This window comes from Neobacillus sp. (genome assembly GCF_031988165.1).
Classification (GTDB): Bacteria; Bacillota; Bacilli; order Bacillales; family Cytobacillaceae; genus Neobacillus; species Neobacillus rhizosphaerae.
Genome location: NZ_DALZYO010000042.1, coordinates 23870 through 44262, shown reverse-complemented (window position 1 = coordinate 44262; position 20393 = coordinate 23870). Strand labels below are relative to the sequence as shown.

General features: G+C 37.3%; 22 protein-coding genes and 1 riboswitch. Of the genes, 8 read left to right on the top strand and 14 right to left on the bottom strand.

Annotation, left to right across the window (positions count from 1 at the left end; genetic code table 11):
• The coding region (locus tag RTR43_RS21160; RefSeq protein WP_312474905.1) for a hypothetical protein at positions 1–195 on the top strand (195 nt) is incomplete at its 5' end.
• Positions 196–554: 359 nt separating this feature from the next.
• Here RTR43_RS21160 and RTR43_RS21155 read toward each other — a convergent pair.
• The gene (locus RTR43_RS21155) at positions 555–1187 is read right to left on the bottom strand and encodes a nitroreductase family protein (protein ID WP_312474902.1); all 633 of its coding nucleotides are present in this window, start codon (positions 1185–1187) and stop codon (positions 555–557) included.
• A 139-nt stretch (positions 1188–1326) separates the two neighbouring features.
• Here RTR43_RS21155 and RTR43_RS21150 point away from each other — a divergent pair, with 139 nt between their 5' ends.
• Positions 1327–1671 (top strand): winged helix-turn-helix transcriptional regulator, encoded by a 345-nt coding sequence (locus tag RTR43_RS21150; protein ID WP_312474900.1) that lies wholly within the window; start codon positions 1327–1329, stop codon positions 1669–1671.
• A 57-nt stretch (positions 1672–1728) separates the two neighbouring features.
• Here RTR43_RS21150 and RTR43_RS21145 read toward each other — a convergent pair whose 3' ends face one another.
• Positions 1729–2541 carry a YitT family protein gene (locus RTR43_RS21145; protein WP_312474896.1) on the bottom strand — a complete coding sequence of 271 codons (813 nt, stop codon included), beginning with the start codon at positions 2539–2541 and terminating at the stop codon, positions 1729–1731.
• Between the two features lie 184 nt (positions 2542–2725).
• A riboswitch (Lysine riboswitch) is annotated at positions 2726–2917 on the top strand.
• 100 nt (positions 2918–3017) lie between these two features.
• On the opposite strand from RTR43_RS21145, the gene RTR43_RS21140 reads away from it, so the two are divergent.
• Positions 3018–4499 carry an amino acid permease gene (locus RTR43_RS21140; RefSeq protein WP_312474893.1) on the top strand — a complete coding sequence of 494 codons (1482 nt, stop codon included), beginning with the start codon at positions 3018–3020 and terminating at the stop codon, positions 4497–4499.
• A 264-nt stretch (positions 4500–4763) separates the two neighbouring features.
• Here RTR43_RS21140 and RTR43_RS21135 read toward each other — a convergent pair whose 3' ends face one another.
• From RTR43_RS21135 to RTR43_RS21120, 4 genes are all read right to left on the bottom strand, one after another.
• A complete protein-coding gene (locus tag RTR43_RS21135) occupies positions 4764–5045 on the bottom strand; it encodes a hypothetical protein (protein WP_312474889.1) in 282 nt (93 codons plus the stop codon).
• Complete coding sequence (locus tag RTR43_RS21130) at positions 5038–5421, bottom strand: SHOCT-like domain-containing protein (RefSeq protein WP_312474887.1); 384 nt, start codon at positions 5419–5421, stop codon at positions 5038–5040. Before RTR43_RS21130 ends, RTR43_RS21135 begins: the two co-directional genes overlap by 8 nt.
• A complete protein-coding gene (locus RTR43_RS21125; RefSeq protein WP_312474884.1) occupies positions 5422–5793 on the bottom strand; it encodes a DUF2089 domain-containing protein in 372 nt (123 codons plus the stop codon).
• 194 nt (positions 5794–5987) lie between these two features.
• Entirely contained in the window at positions 5988–6206 is a 219-nt protein-coding gene (locus RTR43_RS21120) for a helix-turn-helix domain-containing protein (protein ID WP_312474881.1), read from the bottom strand.
• Positions 6207–6361: 155 nt separating this feature from the next.
• Here RTR43_RS21120 and RTR43_RS21115 point away from each other — a divergent pair, with 155 nt between their 5' ends.
• Positions 6362–6535 (top strand): hypothetical protein, encoded by a 174-nt coding sequence (locus RTR43_RS21115; RefSeq protein WP_312474879.1) that lies wholly within the window; start codon positions 6362–6364, stop codon positions 6533–6535.
• A gap of 62 nt (positions 6536–6597) precedes the next feature.
• On the opposite strand, the gene asnS is transcribed toward RTR43_RS21115, so the two are convergent.
• On the bottom strand, positions 6598–7989 hold the full coding sequence (gene asnS, locus RTR43_RS21110; RefSeq protein WP_312474877.1) for an asparagine--tRNA ligase: 1392 nt from the start codon (positions 7987–7989) through the stop codon (positions 6598–6600).
• Between the two features lie 379 nt (positions 7990–8368).
• Between asnS and RTR43_RS21105 the strand changes: the two genes are divergently transcribed.
• Both RTR43_RS21105 and RTR43_RS21100 read left to right on the top strand, forming a co-directional pair.
• Positions 8369–8599, top strand: coding sequence for a hypothetical protein (locus tag RTR43_RS21105; protein ID WP_312474875.1), 231 nt, complete (start codon positions 8369–8371; stop codon positions 8597–8599).
• Positions 8600–8778: 179 nt separating this feature from the next.
• Positions 8779–8913, top strand: a complete 135-nt coding sequence (locus RTR43_RS21100) for a BA3454 family stress response protein (RefSeq protein ID WP_248734575.1) — start codon at positions 8779–8781, stop codon at positions 8911–8913.
• A 58-nt stretch (positions 8914–8971) separates the two neighbouring features.
• Here RTR43_RS21100 and helD read toward each other — a convergent pair whose 3' ends face one another.
• Entirely contained in the window at positions 8972–11296 is a 2325-nt protein-coding gene (helD, locus tag RTR43_RS21095; protein WP_312474869.1) for an RNA polymerase recycling motor HelD, read from the bottom strand.
• A 416-nt stretch (positions 11297–11712) separates the two neighbouring features.
• On the opposite strand from helD, the gene RTR43_RS21090 reads away from it, so the two are divergent.
• The gene (locus tag RTR43_RS21090; RefSeq protein ID WP_312474866.1) at positions 11713–12243 is read left to right on the top strand and encodes a YceI family protein; all 531 of its coding nucleotides are present in this window, start codon (positions 11713–11715) and stop codon (positions 12241–12243) included.
• Between the two features lie 67 nt (positions 12244–12310).
• Here the strand turns inward: RTR43_RS21090 and RTR43_RS21085 are convergent, their stop codons facing one another.
• The 3 genes from RTR43_RS21085 to RTR43_RS21075 all read right to left on the bottom strand — a co-directional run bounded on the left by RTR43_RS21085 (position 12311) and on the right by RTR43_RS21075 (position 15043).
• Positions 12311–13447 carry an anti-sigma factor gene (locus RTR43_RS21085; protein WP_312474864.1) on the bottom strand — a complete coding sequence of 379 codons (1137 nt, stop codon included), beginning with the start codon at positions 13445–13447 and terminating at the stop codon, positions 12311–12313.
• A 5-nt stretch (positions 13448–13452) separates the two neighbouring features.
• Positions 13453–13938: an RNA polymerase sigma factor gene (locus RTR43_RS21080; protein WP_312474862.1), complete on the bottom strand. Its 486-nt coding sequence runs from the start codon at positions 13936–13938 to the stop codon at positions 13453–13455.
• A 160-nt stretch (positions 13939–14098) separates the two neighbouring features.
• Positions 14099–15043 (bottom strand): ATP-grasp domain-containing protein, encoded by a 945-nt coding sequence (locus RTR43_RS21075; RefSeq protein WP_312474860.1) that lies wholly within the window; start codon positions 15041–15043, stop codon positions 14099–14101.
• Between the two features lie 499 nt (positions 15044–15542).
• Here RTR43_RS21075 and RTR43_RS21070 point away from each other — a divergent pair, with 499 nt between their 5' ends.
• Positions 15543–16769, top strand: a complete 1227-nt coding sequence (locus tag RTR43_RS21070) for an MFS transporter (protein WP_312474856.1) — start codon at positions 15543–15545, stop codon at positions 16767–16769.
• 119 nt (positions 16770–16888) lie between these two features.
• Here the strand turns inward: RTR43_RS21070 and RTR43_RS21065 are convergent, their stop codons facing one another.
• The 3 genes from RTR43_RS21065 to RTR43_RS21055 all read right to left on the bottom strand — a co-directional run bounded on the left by RTR43_RS21065 (position 16889) and on the right by RTR43_RS21055 (position 20285).
• Positions 16889–17377 carry a L,D-transpeptidase family protein gene (locus RTR43_RS21065; RefSeq protein WP_312474854.1) on the bottom strand — a complete coding sequence of 163 codons (489 nt, stop codon included), beginning with the start codon at positions 17375–17377 and terminating at the stop codon, positions 16889–16891.
• Between the two features lie 112 nt (positions 17378–17489).
• Entirely contained in the window at positions 17490–17753 is a 264-nt protein-coding gene (locus tag RTR43_RS21060; protein WP_312474851.1) for a metal-sensitive transcriptional regulator, read from the bottom strand.
• A 63-nt stretch (positions 17754–17816) separates the two neighbouring features.
• Positions 17817–20285, bottom strand: a complete 2469-nt coding sequence (locus RTR43_RS21055) for a CoA-disulfide reductase (protein ID WP_312474849.1) — start codon at positions 20283–20285, stop codon at positions 17817–17819.
• Positions 20286–20393: the final 108 nt, after the last annotated feature.

Here is a 20393-nt window from a genome sequence, read left to right as displayed (position 1 = left end):
CTCCTTCGTTTGATTGATAAATATATTGATTTTTCGTTTCTTCTTGAAAAAGTTCGCCCTTATTATAGTGATGATAACCGCCGCTTAAAGAATGCAAGTGAACAGGCTCTACTTACGGCAGCCTGCCAAAATATAAAAAAGATAGCGACACACTTAGCCAGGTTAGAAAAAGTGTGTTGCAATTCATTAGGTTGATTTGCCACCCTGTTGATTGGAGCGGAGGGCACTCGACTCCTGCGGGATAGAGAGGTCACGGGAGACCCCGCAGGCTCCAAAGGAGCCGAGGAGAAGGAAAAGCGGAAGCGCCTTGTCCAGCCCCGACAAGCGCTGGAGGGCCTGACGTTGAAGTCGTTCTTTGACTTCAGCGGCAGGACCGAAGCGACCTCGAGGGGCTAGGCGCTGCAGCTAGACGAGCTCCCGAACCCCCTCGCGGAAAGCGAGTGCCCAGAGCGGAAATCAACAGGCCAGTTAGCAGGCCAATTCATCATTAAAAAATTGCCGAGAAATATACCCTTTCTCGACAATCTACCCCCAAAAGATTGGGGTTATTTTTGTTAGATATAATCAATCAAAACATCTTCTAATGGTAATCTAGTCGTATTGAAAGCAGGTTCAGCTGCCTTCCCCAAGGAGATCAACACAATAGGGAAAAGGCGATCTGGAACATCAAATTTCTGGATAAATTGTTCCTTATTAAAACCGCCCATTGGAACTGTGTCATAACCCCTATCCTTTGCAATCAACATCAATTGCATGGAAATTAGCCCTGCATCAAAAGAAGCAATATTTTTCCTGACTTCTTCCGGGGCATATGGATACGTCCTATTGGTACTCTCAATTAAACGCTGCATATTTGCTTCGTCCATAAATCCTGCTTCATGAGCACCGCGATATACTTTCTCTACATTTTTATACATTTCTTTATCGCCAAGGACTGCAATCACAGCAGATGCAGTTTCAACCTGCTCTTGATTGTTTGCAATCGCTCTCAGTTCTTTTTTTACATCTTGGTCTTGGATTACAATAAAGCGCCAAGGCTGGAGATTGCTAGATGATGGAGCTTTTGTTGCTTCTTTAAGAATTTCTTTAATTTCATCTTGTGAAATTTTAAAAGTTGAATCATATTTTCTGACGGAGTGACGTTCATTAATCACTTCAGATAAACTTTTAGATAATACCGTTTGCATGATTGTTGCCTCCTAGGATTTATCAACTTACTAAAAGTAAGTACATGGCCATCTTACTATTAGTAAGTCCATTTGGTCAAGTATTTTGGGTATGTTATTATTAGAATAGAAAAGAATAGTTTAAAAGAGGTATTTGCATATGACCGACAATTGTTTATCTAAAAATAAAAGAGAAATACAACAAATATGCACCAATTTTCACAGTGCCATCGAATTTATCGGTAAGAGATGGATGGGAGCTGTTATTTATTCTCTGCTTGATGGTCCGAAACGATACCATGAAATCGTTTCCTCTATTCCGGGAATTTCAGATCGGCTATTAACAGAACGTTTGCGTGACTTAGAAAGTGAGGGGTTGATTGTCAAAAATATTTTGAATACTTGTCCTAAAATAGTCGTATATGAATTAACTCCTGTTGGTAAAGAACTAAAAGAAGTTATCCATGTCTTGATGGAATGGGTTAAGAACAGGAAAAATTCATAAGCTAGACAACAATTTGAAAAAGGCCTGCACTTTTTATTTGTGCAAGCCTTTTTGTTATTATGGGCTCGGCCTATGAAACAGACCCATAACCTCAATTGTTTCTGTAATATTCACGAATGCAGTTGGATCCACTTCAGAAATAAGGTTTTTGACTTCATTCAATTCATACCTAGAAATTACCGTAATTAAAACATTTCGTTTATCATTTGAATAGCCACCAACACCATCCATAATCGTCAGGCCCCGATACAAGTTGGTCAGTAAATGTTCTCTCATTTCTTGCCCATATTCTGTAATAATCATGAGAGTTAACTTTGCATGATCGGTATAAATGGCATCCACCACTTTACCGGTGACATAGATAGATACCAATGTATTCAGTGCAGTATCCCAATTAAACAAAAATCCACTGATGACGATGACAACGGCATTCATCCCTGAGAGCAATACACCAATTGGAAAATCCTTTTTTCTTGCAACAATCATTCCAATTATATCGAATCCTCCAGTGGATCCTGAACAACGAAACACAATTCCTACACCAAGCCCTGTTAAAGCCCCGCCAAATATGGAGGAAAGAATTGTATCCTTAGCGATTGGAAATACTGGAACTATATATAGCCCCAATGAAATGATTAGCACCGAAAAGATGGAATTCATGACGAACTTTTTCCCTAGCATCTTATACCCCAAAATTAATAAAGGAAAGTTCAACAGGAAGTTGGCCAAGCCTGTATTAACGGGGGTAATCATTCCTAAAATCATAGAAATTCCGCTCATACCGCTGCTTAACACCTCGTGAGGAATTAAGAAAAGGTTAAATGACATCACAATAATAAGAGAACCTGTAATCATTCCCACTAGCTGCATAATGTTCCCTCCAATACCAGCACTATTTTATTTAATAAATCATAACGATTCTCACATTCAATGTAAAATGATAGTTTTTTCACAATAGTATTTAAAAAGCTGGCAATTTTTCTATTGACAAATTCAAATTAATATTTATACTTTAGTAATATATTAAAATTCATATGATAAATCCTCATCAAACCGATGAGGTAGAGGTCGCAGTTTTTATTAGTACATCGGACGAGATGCAAGAGACATCCCTGACTCCGTTGGAAAGGAAAAGCTGCCGAAGTGTGATTTTCATCTCATGATAATCATGCTGGGGCTGTCTCCGAATAGGAACAGAACTGTCACGTATGACCCTACCAGTCTTACGTGTTGAGCTATCTTTCGGAAGGTATGATGCGGGGTATTTACAATGCCATCGATTCTACTTCGATGGCATTTTTTATTCCAAATAACTCCTTCCAAATTAATAAAAAGGAGTCATGACAATGCAAACAGCTAGAGCACTTAAAGATGATGTTAATACTAAAGTCCATACACCTACAGAAGATACAAATCAATTAAGACGTAGCTTGAAATCACGTCACTTAACGATGATTTCTCTGGGCGGAACTATTGGTACTGGTCTATTTCTTGCAAGTGGTGGAGCTATTCATTCTGCAGGTCCCGGGGGCGCTATTCTTTCATATCTAATTATTGGTGTAATGGTTTACTTTTTAATGCAAAGCTTAGCAGAAATGGGTGCGTACATGCCGGTTGCTGGAAGCTTTAGCACGTATGCAACCAAATTTATTGATCCTGCCCTCGGCTTTGCACTTGGTTGGAATTATTGGTATAACTGGGCCATTACGATTGCTGCTGAACTCTCAGCGGTGACAATGATTATGAAATTTTGGTTTCCTCATACACCCTCCATTCTATGGAGTGCAGTCTTTTTAGTTATTATGTTCCTATTAAATTATTTGTCAGTCAAAGGGTTTGGGGAAGCGGAATATTGGTTCTCCTTAATTAAAGTAGTTACTGTAATTATCTTTATCGTAACCGGAACATTGATGATTTTTGGAATTATGGGTGACCACTTTATTGGCTTTAAAAACTTCACAATCGGTGATGCCCCTTTCCATGGCGGCTTTATGTCGATGCTGGGCATCTTTATGGCTGCGGGCTTCTCCTTCCAAGGAACTGAACTTTTAGGGGTTGCCGCCGGGGAAACAGAAGATCCTGCAAAAGCCATTCCTCGTGCAGTGAAACAAGTATTCTGGAGAATTTTATTATTCTATGTATTAGCTATTCTTGTTATTGGACTGCTCATCCCTTATACGAATGGAAATTTAGCCAATGGAGATGTTACAGTCTCACCATTTACTCTTGTTTTTCAAAAAGCAGGGATTGCCTTTGCTGCTTCGGTTATGAATGCCGTTATTTTAACTGCGGTATTATCAGCGGGTAATTCCGGAATGTATGCTTCAACACGGATGCTTTGGGATTTGGCACGCGAAGGAAAAGCACCAAAATTTCTTGGTAAATTAAATAAAAATCGTGTACCAGTAAATGCACTAATTGCAACCACTTTGGTAGGGTCACTAGCCTTTCTTGCTTCATTTTTTGGAGACGGTACGGTATACGTTTGGTTATTAAATGCTTCAGGTATGTCTGGCTTTATCGCTTGGCTCGGAATCGCGATTTGTCACTATCGCTTCCGTAAAGCCTTTGTTGCTCAAGGTAAGGATATGAGCCTGTTACCGTTTAAAGCAAAGTTATTCCCATTCGGGCCAATCTTCGCTTTTGTTGTTTGTGGATTTGTTGTTTTAGGTCAAAACTATTCGGCCTTTATTGGTAACCATATTGACTGGAATGGTGTTCTTGTATCCTATATCGGACTGCCATTATTCCTTATTTTATGGCTTGGATATAAATTCACTAAGAAAACAAAGATAATCCGATTACAAGATTGTGATTTGAATAATTAACACAAGAAAAGCGCAAGGCGCCAGCCTATCGGCGTATGGACTGGAGCGCTTCGACTGAGATAAAGGAAACACGGTGAGCGGAGCGAACCGATGTTGACTTATCGTAGGGAGAAGAGCGAAGTACACTAGCCGATGGTGCCTGGAGCTGGACATTTCTCGAAGTCCAATGTTATAAATTCTTATATTAGAACAAAAGCACGCAACCATTTGCGTGCTTTTGCTTTAAGTAAAAAAAAGCATTATATCTGAATCGGAAATAATACTTCATAACTTAACAGTGACTTCTGTACCGTCCTTTAATTTTGTCTCAACCAATAGCAAACCTTTATTTTCTAATAGTGCCCGAAGCAATGGTTTTAGGTCTTTTCTATCAATTTGGGGTAATACAAATTTTTTCCCTTCTTTTTCAATGGCCGTATTAATAAATTTAATTAACCTTTTCGAAGAAATAACACTGCCAAAAATATTTAAAACTGGATAGGGAATAGGAACGGTAAACTTTTTATCTTTTAGTTTCACATGGACTTTGAGCATAAGTTTATTCAATCACCACAAATACTTTATCTCCATTTGCCGAGGTAATATCGACAATATGTCCATCTACTTCATTTTCAATAGCCTCAATTAACAAGTCGACATTAATGTCCTTAACATACTTTTCCGCTTCAGGAATTCTTTCAGCGATACTCGTTCCCACTTTTAATACAGCCTTAATTAATTTTATCGGTAAATTCACATTTACATTGTCGCCTTGTTCCGAGGTAACACGGATTTTCAACATTTTATTTAAGTAGGAGGTTTCCTTCTTAAGTGGAATCGGTTGATCTTTCCCCTGCAATACATTGATTAATTCTGTCGCTTTTTCCTTATCCAGCTTGCCTTCTTCAACCATTGTTAACACTCTTGAAATTTCTTCTTTCATTTAAGATTCCCCCTCTTTTAATAATTGAATGGCTTCTTCAGCGGTAATTTCACCTTTTTCCAGCATCAAAACGATTTTTTTCTTATCGATTTCTATCTTCTTGCTCGTTGTGTAACCAAGCGAAGAAATAATGTCGTCCAATTTCCCCCGAACAGTTGGGTAAGAAATTCCTAATTCCTTTTCAACCTCCTTAATATTTCCACGGCATTTGAGGAAAATTTCAATAAAGTGAAGCTGTTCCTGGGCAAGTGATGCAAGTTTTGTTAATTGAAATTTATTTTCCACTACCGTATGACATTGAGCACACTCTAGCTTGGTAATGGTTAATTGTTTGCTGCAAACTGGGCAATTCGTAATAAGTGGATAAGACATATTTCTCTCCTTTCCTTCTTTAACCATATCATACATTACATTGATTAAAAATTAAAGTATTTAATTAAATTTATTTATAAAAAATAAAAATAAAATAAATTTTATTCATTTGTAAATTAATTTTATTAAAACAATTAATATAGAACCTGAATAGACAAAAAAACAGACTCAACAATGGAGTCTGTTTTTTAAGTTTATGCTTCCTCGGCTGTCCAAACATATAAATCTTCAATCCGGCAATTTAACTCTTTAGAAATTGTCATCGCATTATTTAAATTCATAATTCTCTTGGACAAGTATTCATCAAGTTGACTCCTAGGAATATTTGTATTCCTTTCCAAACTCTCCAAGTCCATTCCACTTTTTGATAGTAATTCTTTGAGGTTACTCTTTTTTGCTTTATAATTTGTCAAAACGACACCTCACTTTTATAAAGAATATCATAGTTGCATAATAAAGGAAAGGTGCGGGCTTTTTTATATCCTAAATAACTCTGATTACATGAAGTTACAAAAGATTTCATTCATTTGTGTTATACTTAAGTTGGATTATAAAAGGGGTGTTAAAATTGAAAAACTCAAATAACCGCTACAATCATGGGCAGACTGTCAACATTAAACAAACGGGTGAGGTTGTTACGATATTAAAATGGCAATATGTAAAAAATATGAAGAGGTATTCATATATCGTTAAAGAACACCCAGGCACCTTTTATTTCGAGGAAGAATTACAAAATTTATAAAAATTAAGAACCAACAAAAGAAGGAGACCGATTCCACTGAATTGGTCTCCTTTTATCAACCTCTAAAATTCGGCATTCCCAGTCGTTCTTGGGAATGGAATGACGTCTCTGATGTTGGACATTCCTGTTAGGTACATAATTAAACGTTCGAAACCTATGCCATAGCCTGAATGCTTCGTACCACCGTATTTTCTTAATTCCAGGTACCACCAATAATCTTCCTCAGACATACCCAAGTCTTTGATTTTTCCAGCCAATATTTCTTCACGTTCCTCACGCTGGCTGCCGCCTATTAGTTCACCAATTCCTGGGACTAGAAGGTCGGTTGCGGCAACAGTTTTGTTATCCTCATTTAAGCGCATATAGAAAGCTTTGATTTCCTTAGGATAATCGGTAACAAAAACAGGCCTTTCAAAAACCTTTTCACATAAATAACGTTCATGCTCTGTCTGTAGATCAAGACCCCATTCAACAGGATAGGCAAAGGCTTCCCCGGACTTCATTAATAATTCGATTGCTTCCGAATAAGTCACACGGCCGAAGTTAGCTGTCTGGGCTTTATTAAGGCGATCTAGCAATCCTTTTTCAATAAAACTGTTAAAGAAATTCATTTCCTCAGGAGCTTGTTCAAGTACATACCCTATTACATATTTCACCATTTCTTCAGCAAGATCCATGATGTCTGGAAGCTCAGCAAATGCCAGTTCAGGTTCAATCATCCAAAATTCTGCCGCATGTCTTGCCGTGTTCGAGTTTTCCGCTCTAAAGGTCGGTCCGAATGTATAAACATTACGAAATGCAAGCGCAAATGCCTCAGCAGAAAGTTGTCCACTGACAGTTAAGTTTGTTTCTTTGTTAAAGAAATCCTTAGTTAAATCAGTTTTTCCGTCTTCATTTTTAGGAAGATTGTCCATATCTAATGTTGTCACACGGAACATTTCCCCTGCACCTTCTGTGTCACTGCCGGTGATAATAGGTGAGTGAACATAAACAAATCCTTTTTCTTGGAAAAATTTATGAATAGCATACGAAGCAAGCGATCTTACACGAAAAACTGCTGAGAATGTATTGGTTCTTGGTCTTAAATGTGCGATTGTCCTTAAATACTCGAAGGAATGTTTTTTCTTTTGTAGCGGGTAATCCACATTTGATATTCCTTCAATAACAATGTTCGTTGCTTTGATTTCAAATGGCTGCTTGGCCTGAGGGGTATGAATAAAATCTCCCTCAACTTTAATCGTTGAGCTGATTGGCAGCTTGGTAATATCTTTGAAATTCACCAACTGCTCATCAAAGACAATTTGAACACCTTTAAAGAAGCTACCATCATTTAATTCAATGAAACCAAAGGTTTTGGAATCTCGGATGGTACGAATCCATCCTGATAAATGTACCTTTTGTTCAACAAAATTTCCCGTATTTCTATACAACTCTTTAATTAAAGCCTTTTTCATTTCGGTTCCTCCTAAATCATATGTATAAGGTATCTTTCATAATAGCTAAATAAAAAACCTCCCATCCCGATTGGGACGAAAGGGTAGAATTTCCTATTGTAACCGTTTGTCTTCAATCCCTTTCATATTATATAAAAATCGCAACAAATAAGCAATATTCAACAAATCATTCCGTTTTCTCTGGAAATTTTATTTACTTTTTTCAGTAAGTTATCCCTAATATCGCAACCATTTAGAAGATTCATTTATTTATCAGTCCACAACTCATTCTTAATTGTCATATTTTTTTGAAAATTCCTAGAAAAATAGCAGGAAATACCTAGTTTATGGCGAATTAGTAATAAAAAGTGTGATTCTTGATTAATAGGGAGTGTTTGATGTGGACAAAGTTACCTGTCTTGCTTACCTTCTTTACAAGTCTTCTAAGAATCAAGGCATCAGAGAAAAAGCCATTCAATTATTAAATGGTGATGTGTCAATTCGTGAATTAAAAAGAAATGTTTCGATACAAGCCCATCTTGTCTTTGCAGAATCATTTCTGAAAAAGAACAAACTAGACAAAAATAAAGTTCAATTGTTTGCAGAAGAATTTATGGCAATAGAAATTTAAAAAACTTCCGTTTTGGAAGTTTTTTTTCCTAATTATTAATGATCCTTCTACCATCAGGGATAAAAAAGAAATGTCGAATAATAATCGTCATACTAACTATATTTCTTGGATATTATAAAGCGTTGTGGAAATTTGGTTCTACAATTATTTCATTAATAAAGAAAGGTGTTTGAGTTAATATGGTACAAGTAGAAGTAACGATCACTTTTGAAGGAAGAAGCTATTTGACAAATGTCATCACCAACCGGGACACATCCGAGGAGGAAATATTACGCCTTGCTTTTGAACAGGTACAAAAGCAATGGAAAAAATAAAATATGAACCAACAAAAGCTGCAAGATTCCTTATGAATCCTGCAGCTTTTTTATACAGCTATTTTAATGTATACCTATCCGTTGAAACGGCTTCTAATAACGGACTTAGACCATCAGTTGCAAACATATGCAATTCATGCATAGCACGTGTACAGACCGTATAGAATAATTTCTGCTCACGTTTACTTCTGTACTGTGAACAATCATAGACGATTACGGCATCAAATTCTATCCCTTTAGCGAGATAGGATGGAATCACAAGGATACCTTTTTCATATGAAACCGTCCCTTTTTCAATGATATGAACCGATATTTCATTTTTAAGTTTTTCAAAAACAAGTCTACTTTCCTCTGCCGTCCTACAAATAACCGCAATCGTACGATGCCCTTCTTTCTGATACTCACTAATTTTTTCAAGAATGCGATGGTTAACCTTCCACCGGCCGACTCGTTCAATAACAGGCTTCCTTCCTTTCCGGTTAAATGGTTCAATTTTTTCCCCGTCAGCAATCAGCTCGCTTGTGAACTCAACGATTTCCTTTGTAGAACGATAGGTTTTGGTTAAGACAAATGTTTCAACTTCCTCACCTTTTATGTCTAAATCCGTTAAAACCGTCGTTGATCCTGTCGCACCTGAAAAGATAGCTTGATTGAAGTCCCCAAGGAGAGTCATTTTACTATATGGAAAAAGCATTTGAATAAAAGCAAACTGAAAAGGCGAATAATCCTGAGCTTCATCAATAAAGATATGACGAATCGCTGTATTCGATTTCCGCCCTTCGATTAAGTCCTGAAGGTATACAAAGGAAGTGGTATCTTCATAGAGAATTTCCATATTGTTTAATCTATCCAATGTTTGACTGCAAATAGAGTCCCAGTTTGTAGGCAGGCTTTTAGCATCTCCCAATTCTTGTTCAAATAATTGGCGATAGATTCTCGGTATATCGATGAACTTCAAACCTTTTACCCTAGCAAATAATGGCTTGAATTTTTCTTTCACTACCATCTTGGTGAGAAGCCGTTGTTCTTGCTCAAAATCATCAAATGTATTTTCAGTAAAGCGATTCTTTTCTTGCATCTTCTTGAATACTTCTAAATAATCTTCTTTGTCAAGGAATTGAACTTCTTCCTCTACCCAACCTGTTGTCCGTTCCCGCTTCTCAGCCGTTTTTAGTTCTTTTAATAACCACTGCTTGACAATCTGCATACGGTTAGGAATAGAATAACTTGTTTCCAAGGAATAAAAATAATCATGAATCTGCTTTTTTGAAATCAACATATCCCCTCTAAAGGTTAAATCCCTAAACACTAGACCGTGTCTCGATAGGTCCGAGGCATATTGATCGATGTTTTTTTTAAAATCAAGACTTCCCTTATAGCGAATGCCAGCAACTCTAGTTGAATACTCTTCCGCTTCTTCCCCATTAAGTAGGTACTCCAATTGATTGAATGAATCTTCGACATCAAATTCACGGTCCAAACGACGGATTAAGTATTCCATGAAAGTAGCTTGCTGCATATTTTCTTCGCCTAACTCAGGCAGAACTGTTGCCACATAGCTATTAAATAATGGGTTAGGAGAAAAAAGCATAATGTTTTCCGATTTTAACGTATCTCGATGGCGATAGAGCAAATAGGCAACTCGCTGCAATGCTGCTGAAGTTTTACCACTGCCCGCGACCCCCTGAACAATAAGTACTTTGCTGCGCTCATTGCGGATAATTTGGTTTTGCTCACGTTGAATCGTGGCGACGATACTTTTCATTTGGATACTGGCGTTTGTTCCAAGGACTTCCTGTAGCATTTCATCTCCAATCGTAACGCCAGTATCAAACATCCCTTTAATTTCCGATTCCTTAATAATAAATTGTCGCTTTAATTCCATTTCCCCTTCGATATTCCCATCAAGGGTTTGATATGCGGCAGGGCCTGGGGAATAGTCATAATAAAGACTGGAAATGGGTGCACGCCAGTCATAAATTAAGAAATTTTCATCCAGTTCATCCATTAACGAAGCAATCCCTAAATACACTTGTTCTGCTGATTTTTCCCTTTTTTCCCAAAAGTCAATTCGGCCAAAGTAGGGGGAGTTTTTTAACCTAGCAAGCGTTTTAAGATGGTAGTTTAATTGTTTATGAGTCCGCTCGCGTTCAGAAAGAAATTCAGCCTGCTGTTTAATACTCGCTGCCGTCTCAATGATATCATCCGGTTCTTCCATATTGACGGTCACATCATCCCAAAATGTTTTGCGTATCTCGTGAACGTCTGAGCTCACTTTACCGGCATTTCGTGTTATTTTTTTTACTTTTTCTTCAATTACATTTACAACTGATTGGACTCTTTGCTGCTCCAATCGCCAATCCTTGCCTTGTAAATCGCTCATGAAACCACTCCCCAGATAAAATTTTATTCAAAAAGTTGACAATCCCATAATTATGTGTTAATGTTATTATTGAGTTATTATGCAAATTGCATTTTATTACATTTTTATACCGAATCCCATTTTACCATTCACCTTTTCTATTTTCAAGATGGTTTTATAGACAAAAAACGCCAATTTGGCGTTTTTTTTATTTTAATCTCTTTTTTGTAGAATTTTATCCTCTATCCCCTCATATGTTAATAATCAAAATTCCTGATAAATATCGATCATGAGAATTTTGAAAAAAATCACGTATTTATCCAAAGTTATAAAAAAAACAATTGACAATATCGTGACATCCATCATATAATTTATCTTGAATTAAGTTATTTCGATTTCAAGATAAATAATTTCAAAACAAATTGGAGGAAAATAAAATGACAAAAACAAAATGGGCTCTTGATGCATCACACAGCAGTGTAGATTTTTCTGTTCGTCACATGATGATTGCAAACGTGAAAGGTACTTTCAATAGCTTCAACGCTACGATTGAAGCAGATCCAACTGATTTAACCACTGCAAATATTGAATTCTCAGTTGATACTGCAAGTGTTGACACTCGAAATAAAGATCGTGATGGACACTTGGTTTCTGCAGATTTCTTCGATGTAGAAAATCACCCAACAATGACATTCAAAGCTACTAACATTGAAAAAACAGACGAAGGTGAATATAATGTTACAGGTGATTTAACACTTCGTGGAACTACAAAACCAGAAACATTTGCAGTAACCTTTGAAGGTCAAGGTAAAGATCCATGGGGAAATGAAAAAGTTGGCTTTACTGCAAATGGTACAATTAATCGCTCTGATTATGGCCTAGTATGGAATGCAGCTCTTGAAACTGGTGGCGTTCTTGTAGCTGAAAAAGTAAAAATCAACTTACAAATTCAAGCTGCAAAAGCTTAATTATTATTTTTAAAAAAAGGAAGCTGTCCCTATACTTTACTTGGAGCAGCCTCCTTTTTTATGACATTTATCGCATTTCTCCGCTTACCGGACGATCATACCAATTCCAAAGTTCTACATCTCCAAGTGAAGCAAACTTAATTTGCTCCATATCCTTTAACTGTAGAAATTCCTTTGTTGGCCCAGTTAAAACCACTCCGTAGATTTTTACTCCGTTCTTTTTTATATATTGGTAGCTGTTGTTAAGCGAAAGCTTCCCGAAAGTAATTTGCATATTTTGAACGGTGTCTTCGTTTTCGGCGAGAAGTTGTATCAACTTTTTTACTCGCTGCTCTTTTGTATAATTTTTACTTTCAGATTCCTTATCCAAATTAAAATAACGATAAAAACCTAACACTTGTCCTGGTCCAAGGTAGGGATCTTCTTGATCGGATTCCCCGGTATCCAAGGCATACCATATAGGCATTTTACGTTCATCAAGAAATACTTTTGACAGCATCCCATCCATTTCCTCAATGGTATAAGGTTTATCAAATGAGAGGGCAACCTCTGAAACGGTACCTTCAGGTAGTTTCTCTATTGCCTTCCAAAACTCTTCATTCCAATGATTAAGATCATCATTAGCTTTTAAAGAAGGATGAACAAAATACAGTTTTAAATCATATCGTCCCCCATTCCATCGTTTTTCAACATTACTCACCTTACTAAAAGAATGCGACAGCTTTATTTGTCCGACAAATTTTCCTTCATTACCAATACTTTTAGCCAAATCCATTTGATTTTCCATTCGAAAAAATGATTTCCTGTTCATACTTCCACCCTGTGAATGAACATTTGGAAGTAAACTCTCTACCGCTGCCGTTTCAATTGTACTAATCTGTTCTAACTTTTTCCCGCTATAATAAAATTGGGAGGAGAGCGTGCCGATGATCAAAACGAAAATAATGACTGCAATAATAAACAATGTTAGTGAAAATCGCTGTTTCCACTTAGCTTTCCTTAATGAATCACTAAAATCAATATACTGTAATTGGTTTTTCTTTTTATCGATAGCTTTAGGTTCAACTTCATCTAACTGCTGATTGAAGAATTCTGAGCATTTTTCGCATTCTTGAAGGTGCATTTCTAAATGATTTTGTTCTTCTTCGGTTGCATTCCCATTTATGTATTTTTCCCAAAGAGCTTTCATTTCAGGACAGGTCATAGCAATCACTCCCTCGCTTTCTTCATTTCATTTCGACCACGAAACAAGTCCATTTTTACTTTCCCAACCGTGTAACCCGTCATTTCTGCTATTTCCAGATAGCTAAATCCGTGGAAATCCCTAAGTATTAATATATTCTGCATGGGTACAGGCAAAGTTGTTAAGCCTTTTTTCCACTCATAAATTTCATTAATGGCTATGAATTTTTGTTCTGCACTTGGAGTTGCAGGCAATTGCCACTCCTTTATCTCCTGGGCTAGGGAGCGTTTATCCTTTCGATACCAGTCAATAAAAGCGTTATAGGCAATTCTGAATAGCCACGGCCGTACTTCTTCACCACGATAACTATCAAGGTGAATCAATGCCCGGTAAAAGCTTTCCTGCACCAAATCCTCTGCAGCTTCTTTTTGTTTGGTTAGGGAGAGCAAGTAATAAAACAAATCATTCAAATACAGCCGATATATTTCTTCAAAGCTATAGTTCTTTTTCATGTCTCCCCCTTTCATCACACCAACGAAATAGACCACAGAAAGTTTCACGATTTATAAAATTATTTTTTCAAAATAATGCTTTTGAAGAAATGTCCTACGAGATTAAACAAAAAAGCCAATCCACACCTAAGGGACTGGCTCGGGGTCTGATAGAAACAAATCATAAGAAAGGCATTTTATCTAGTTCGGATTTCAACAATTTTGCAAGCTCTAGCATACCAAATTTCCCTGCTTTGGCTTCGGCATCCGAATTATAGTTTGTATTTGTATTAATATCATAAGTATAAATTTCACCTATGGCATTTCGGATAAATTCGATACCGGCAACTTGGATACTATTGGCAGCAAGTAACTGTGCATATTTTTCAATGATTGGGTCTGAAAAACCATTAATGATTTCAAACTTTGGCCTTTCTTCTCTATCGTCTCCCACTGGACAGAATAAATCGCCGATTTGACAGGCATCTGCTGGGCATAATTGAAAACCTTCAGAAGTATCTACTTGCACGGCATAGACGAATTTCCCGCCAACAAATTCACAGCGAGTAATAAAGCTTTCAGGTGCTTGTATGTACTCTTGGATTAAGGTAATACCGTCAATTGGTTCTTCGAATTCAGGCCCCTCTACATAATTTCTTAACCCATCTAAAGATTGAAATAGTTGAACACCCAGTCCTTTTCCGGCACGATTGTGTTTTGTAATAAAAGGTTTTCCAACAAATTCACGCGCAGCCTCTAGAATTTGTCCCTTTCCAACGGCAGCAATGGTATCAGGTGTTTGGATCCCAAATTTATTTAGTTCAAGGTATTGAACAACCTTACTAACCTCTAGCTGTAGGGCACGCGTCCCATTAAATACCTTTCTCCCATGAGCTTCAAGCCAAGCAAGTACCTGTGCAGCAAATTCCGGTGCAAAGCGATGCCCCCGTGTGTGCGAGGATGCACTCATTCGATTATAAAAAACGCCTTCAGGCGGCTCTTTTGATAGATCCAGACTGCCGCTATCGAGATGCCATTCTTCATATGGAACTCCTAGTTCACCTAGGCGCTTCGTTAAATGTACTGTCCATTCACTATTTTCGTGGATGATGTAAACCTTTTTCAACAGAAAAAATCTCCCCTCATGTAGACAATCTAATTAGGCGAATTGCTTTCCTTATTTTTTTACTAACCGTATGACTTTTTTCAAACCACTCTATTTCTCAATCTGAGGTGAAAATTTACGTATATGTAAGAAAATACCCACTGTTCATATTCTAATATTCTATCAACGATTTGTGAAGCCATTCAAAATTGATTATTGAAGTAATAATATGTTGCGACAGGATTCCTTTAGCAATTCACAACAAGTATCTTCACAGCTAACGGCTCGCCAGTCGACGGGTTTTCTTTATCGAATTGGATTCATACACTGTCACTAATTTAGTTCCATCCGGAAAAGTGGCTTAACTTGAATGTCATCAATAATATCTGTAATACCTTCCATTACAAATTAGGAGATTTTATTTTTTTCAAAATAGCTCTATCTTTTTTCAGCATTTTTTATTATCATCTAATTAGCTAACCATCTAATTAGATGATAATGTTATTGGGAGGACTTAGAAATGTTTCAGACCATAAAAAAGGAAAATTCCTACAGAAAATTATTCTTTGCGGGTATTATCAATGGGGTTGGAGATCGCTTTAGTCAAGTAGCTTTGCTTGCATTAATACTAAATTTAACTGGTTCTGGGTTATCAGTTGGAATAACGATGGCCTTAAGGATGCTTCCCTTCCTCTTTTTTGCTCCCTTCAGCAACAAATTTGCAGAAAAATGGGGCAGAAAAAATTTGTTACTATTTACTGATTTTTCAAGAGCAGTGATTGCTGTTTCTTTTTTATATATCCAAACAGCTGACGATTTATGGATTGTCTATATTGGGTCGTTCCTGCTTGCTAGTGGTGAAGCCTTATACGGTCCAATAAGAAAATCTAGTATCCCTGCAATTGTTCGTTCTGAACATATTAAAGAGATAAATTCGTGGGAACAGGTCTTAATTGGTTTTGTGTTAATTGTTGGGGCACTTAGTGGTGGGGTTGTTTCCTTTCTTTTCGGGCCGAAGGCAGCTTTTTCGTTAAACATCCTATCCTTTTTAATTGCTGGTCTCATCATTCGATCCATACCAACTCTCGAGTCCAATGAAACAATGACAAAAGAATGGATAAAAAATAAGGGGTCAGTAAAGATTCTTCCTCTTGTGATGGCATCTTCTTTCCTATTGATGTTGATTACTTTTGATGTACTAGTACCATTAGTAAATGGCATTGATAATATTTTGCTAAGCGTCTATGCTGTTAAGACTTTTCATGCTGGCGACCTTGGGGTTGGGATTCTGTACAGCGTATTAGGTACAGGGTTCATTATTAGTCCGATGATAACAAAATGGATAACAGGAAGATTTCTATCTGTTGCTTTTATGTGCCTTCTCATTGAAGGCGTCATTCTCTCCGGAATCAGTCAAGCAAACTCTTTTGTGCTCGTTGTTGTCTTATTTGGAATCTTAACAATTTTTGGCGGGGTGGGGAACACATTGCTAGATACCGCTGTTATGCAAACCCTCCCTTCAAAATTCCACGGTCTTTATTTTGGATGGTCAGCAACTATTGCTAATACCTTTATGGGAATATCAATGTTCATGACAGGAGTTTTGTTGGAATTTATTTCTCCGAGAATGATGGGACTAATAGGAGGCGTTTTTTACATTAGCCTAGGGGCCATCTATTTTATTTGGACATTTCGAATGAACCTATCTATTGAAAAAAGTAAGCTTGCTGCTGCTAGTGAAAATTAAAGGCTGTTTTCGCAAATACTGTTGCCTTTCTTACTAAATTTCCCTAATGCTATAAAAAAGAGCCAAATAAAAAAAGCTGATTCGTTCCTAGAATCAGCATTTTTTCGATTTCGCAAAGCTTAGGGGCGAATACTAACGCTTGTTCCATTCGGTACTAGTTCGGCAAGCTGCAATACATCACGATTATACATTCTCACGCAACCATGGGAAACCGCTTTTCCAATTGAACTTGGATTATTCGTACCGTGAATCCCGTAGCCCTGCTTTGAAAGGGAAAGCCATAACACTCCAAATGGTCCTCCAGGATTAAACTGGCGATTAACAATTACGAAATCCCCTGTTGGGGTATTAGTAAGCATCTTTCCAACTGCGATGGGATAAATTTTCATTAATCTTCCACTATGAAAAAGAGAAAGTTTTCTTTTTCCAACTGATATTTGAATGATGTAAGGTATTGTACTTGGCTCCTGCAAACCAGGTATTTGGATTTTTTGACCAACATGCAAATGGCCAACCCCAGGATTCGCAGTGTAAAGGCGTTGAAGGCTAACTCGATAATTAGCTGATATAATACCTAGTGTTTCGCCAGACTTAACTGTATGAATCATGCTATCCCACCTTTCTTCTGATAGCATATGCCTTTACAAGCTGGCCGTTGCCAAAATTAACATTTACGGTAATTAAAACGCCTATCCCTATGGATAGGCGTCCATTCTTCTATTACCTGCTTTTAACAAGCATATTAACGGCCTCTTCAACAAGTTTAGAAGAATCAGCATTGCCTGCATCGATCGATTCGCGAATGCAGTGTTCGAGATTAGAGCTGACAATCACAGCAATCGCCCTGTCAATCGCAGATCTTGCTGCAGAAAGTTGGGTAATGACTTCCTTGCAATCCTTACCTTCCTCTATCATTCTCATAATCCCTTTGATTTGTCCTTCAGCTCGTTTTAATCGATTAATCGACTTATCATTATAGATCATCTAACTCACCTCTGTTGTTTCGATTTTAAGCGATAATTAATCAGAAGTCTAATATATATCCAATTAAATAAACAAATTCAATCCAGAATCATCGGCATCACCAAGATAGGTTGCTACTCCTCCAATATCAATTCCTTCAATTAATTCTTCTTGCTTGATCCCCATGATGTCCATCGACATGGAACAAGCAACAAGCTTAACACCTGCTTCCATGGCATTTTTCATTAAAGTTTCTAGGCTATCAACATTTTTTCTTTCCATTGCATGATTGATCATTTTTGCACCCATCCCACCCATGTTCATTTTGGAAAGTGGGAGATGGCTAACACCTTTTGGCATCATCATACCAAACATTTTTTCCATTATATCTTTTTGGACTGGTGGGGCATCATTACGTCTTAGCACGTTTAAGCCCCAAAAGGTGAAGAACATGGTTACCTTTTTACCCATTGCTGCCGCACCGCATGCTATGATGAACGATGCAATTGTTTTATCAAGGTCGCCGCTAAAAACAACCATCGTTGCCCCATCTTTGGAAGCTTGCACACCAGTCTGATTAGTGTTATCTGATTCTTTACTTCCTTTTTGAATATAAGCTTTAAATTTTTTCTCTTCAAATGTACTACTTAATAAGGTATTGCCTGTTTTAATTGACCATGACTGAATATCCTTGGCAAAACCAGGATCTGTTGCATGTACCTCAAGAACATCACCTGAGTTCATTCTTTCCATTGTTTGGTACACATTCATAATGGGCCCCGGACATTGTAAACCACAGGCATCAACTAAAATGGTTTCTGTTGGTTCAACCTGTACAGACTCTACTTTTATCTCTTCAATCATCCCAGAATCATTAATTATTGCTCCACTATTTTTTTTCAAAGATGGTTCATAGACACTTGAATATGTTTTATATCCACCATCAAGGTTTTTCACTTTAAAACCATTTTGTGATAGTATTCGAGCACCTAAATATCCTCGCAAGCCCACTTGACAAGTTAAATAAATAGTTTGATCCTTAGGTAGTTCATCTAAACGATCTCTTATTTCACCTAATGGGATATTAATCGAACCTTCAATGTAACCCATTTCTCGTTCGATTGGTTCTCGAACGTCAATCAACAGACCACCTTTTTGTACGATTTCGTTAATCTCATACCATTGGACGGTTTCTACTAACCCCTCCGCAATATTACTTGCAGCATATCCAGCCATATTGACAGGATCTTTTGCAGAAGAATAAGGTGGTGCGTAGGCTAGCTCTAAATCTGGAAGGTCAAAAATGGTCAGCCCACCTTTGATAGCAGTAGTAATGACATCAATTCTTTTATCTGCTCCATCATAGGATACAGCCTGCCCACCAAAAATCTTTCCAGTTTCTCTCTCAAAAATGAGCTTTAATGAAATCGGAAAGGCACCAGGATAATATCCAGCATGTGAACCAGGGTGAACATGGACAACTTCATAGGGAATCCCAAAACGTTTTAGTGTTTTTTCATTATTACCGGTTGAAGCCACTGTCATATCAAAAACTTTAGCAATTGAACTCCCTAATGTTCCTTTGTATCGTGCAGCAATTCCATTTATATGATCAGCAACCAGTCTTCCTTGGCGGTTGGCCGGCCATGCAAGTGGGATTTGTGTCGGTTGACCGTTGATATAGTCTTTAACTTCAATTGCATCTCCGATTGCGTAGATACTTGGATCCTCTGTTTGTAAATGGTCATTCACTTGGATACCGCCACGTTGTCCAACTGTTAACCCCGCGCTAACCGCTAATTGATTTTCTGGCTTTACACCTATCGCTAAAATAATCATATCCGTTTCAATAAATTGACCGCTCGTTAACTTCACGATTTTCCCGTGTTGTTGGAATGCTTCTACTCCATCTTCAAGAATGAGATTGACTCCCTTTTCACGAAGATGACCGTGTAAAATCGAAGCCATTTCAAAATCGATTGGAGCCATTATTTGATTAGACATTTCGATCAATGTTACCTCAATTCCTAAATCCCAAAGGTTCTCAGCCATTTCAATCCCGATAAATCCTCCACCGACCACTGTTGCTTTTTTCGGTTTTTTTATATCAACAAAAGACTTAATTTTATCTGTATCTGGAATATTTCTTAATGTAAACAGCGATTTAGCTGTTTCTATTCCTGGAATTGGTGGCTTAATTGGGCTCGCACCAGGTGATAAAACAAGAACATCATAGGATTCTTCATACACTTCCTCCGTTTTTAAATTTTTCACCTCCACCGTTTTTCTTTCACGATTGATTTTTATAACTTCACTTAAATTACGAATATCTAAATGAAATTTTCTTGACATCCCCTCAACCGTTTGAACTAATAGCTTATCCCGCTCAGCAATAGTTCCACCAATATAGTAGGGTAGCCCACAATTAGCAAAAGAAATGTATTCCCCTCTTTCAAACATAATAATCTCAGCTTTTTCATCTAATCTTCTTAATCTTGCAGCTGTTGTTGCTCCGCCTGCAACCCCACCAACAATAATGATTTTTTTACCCATTTATCATTACCCTCTTTCAGATTATTTCTTGTATGACATAGTGGTATCATATCACACAATTACACATACGGGTAAGGGTATGCATAAATGTTTGAAAATTGGTCAAAT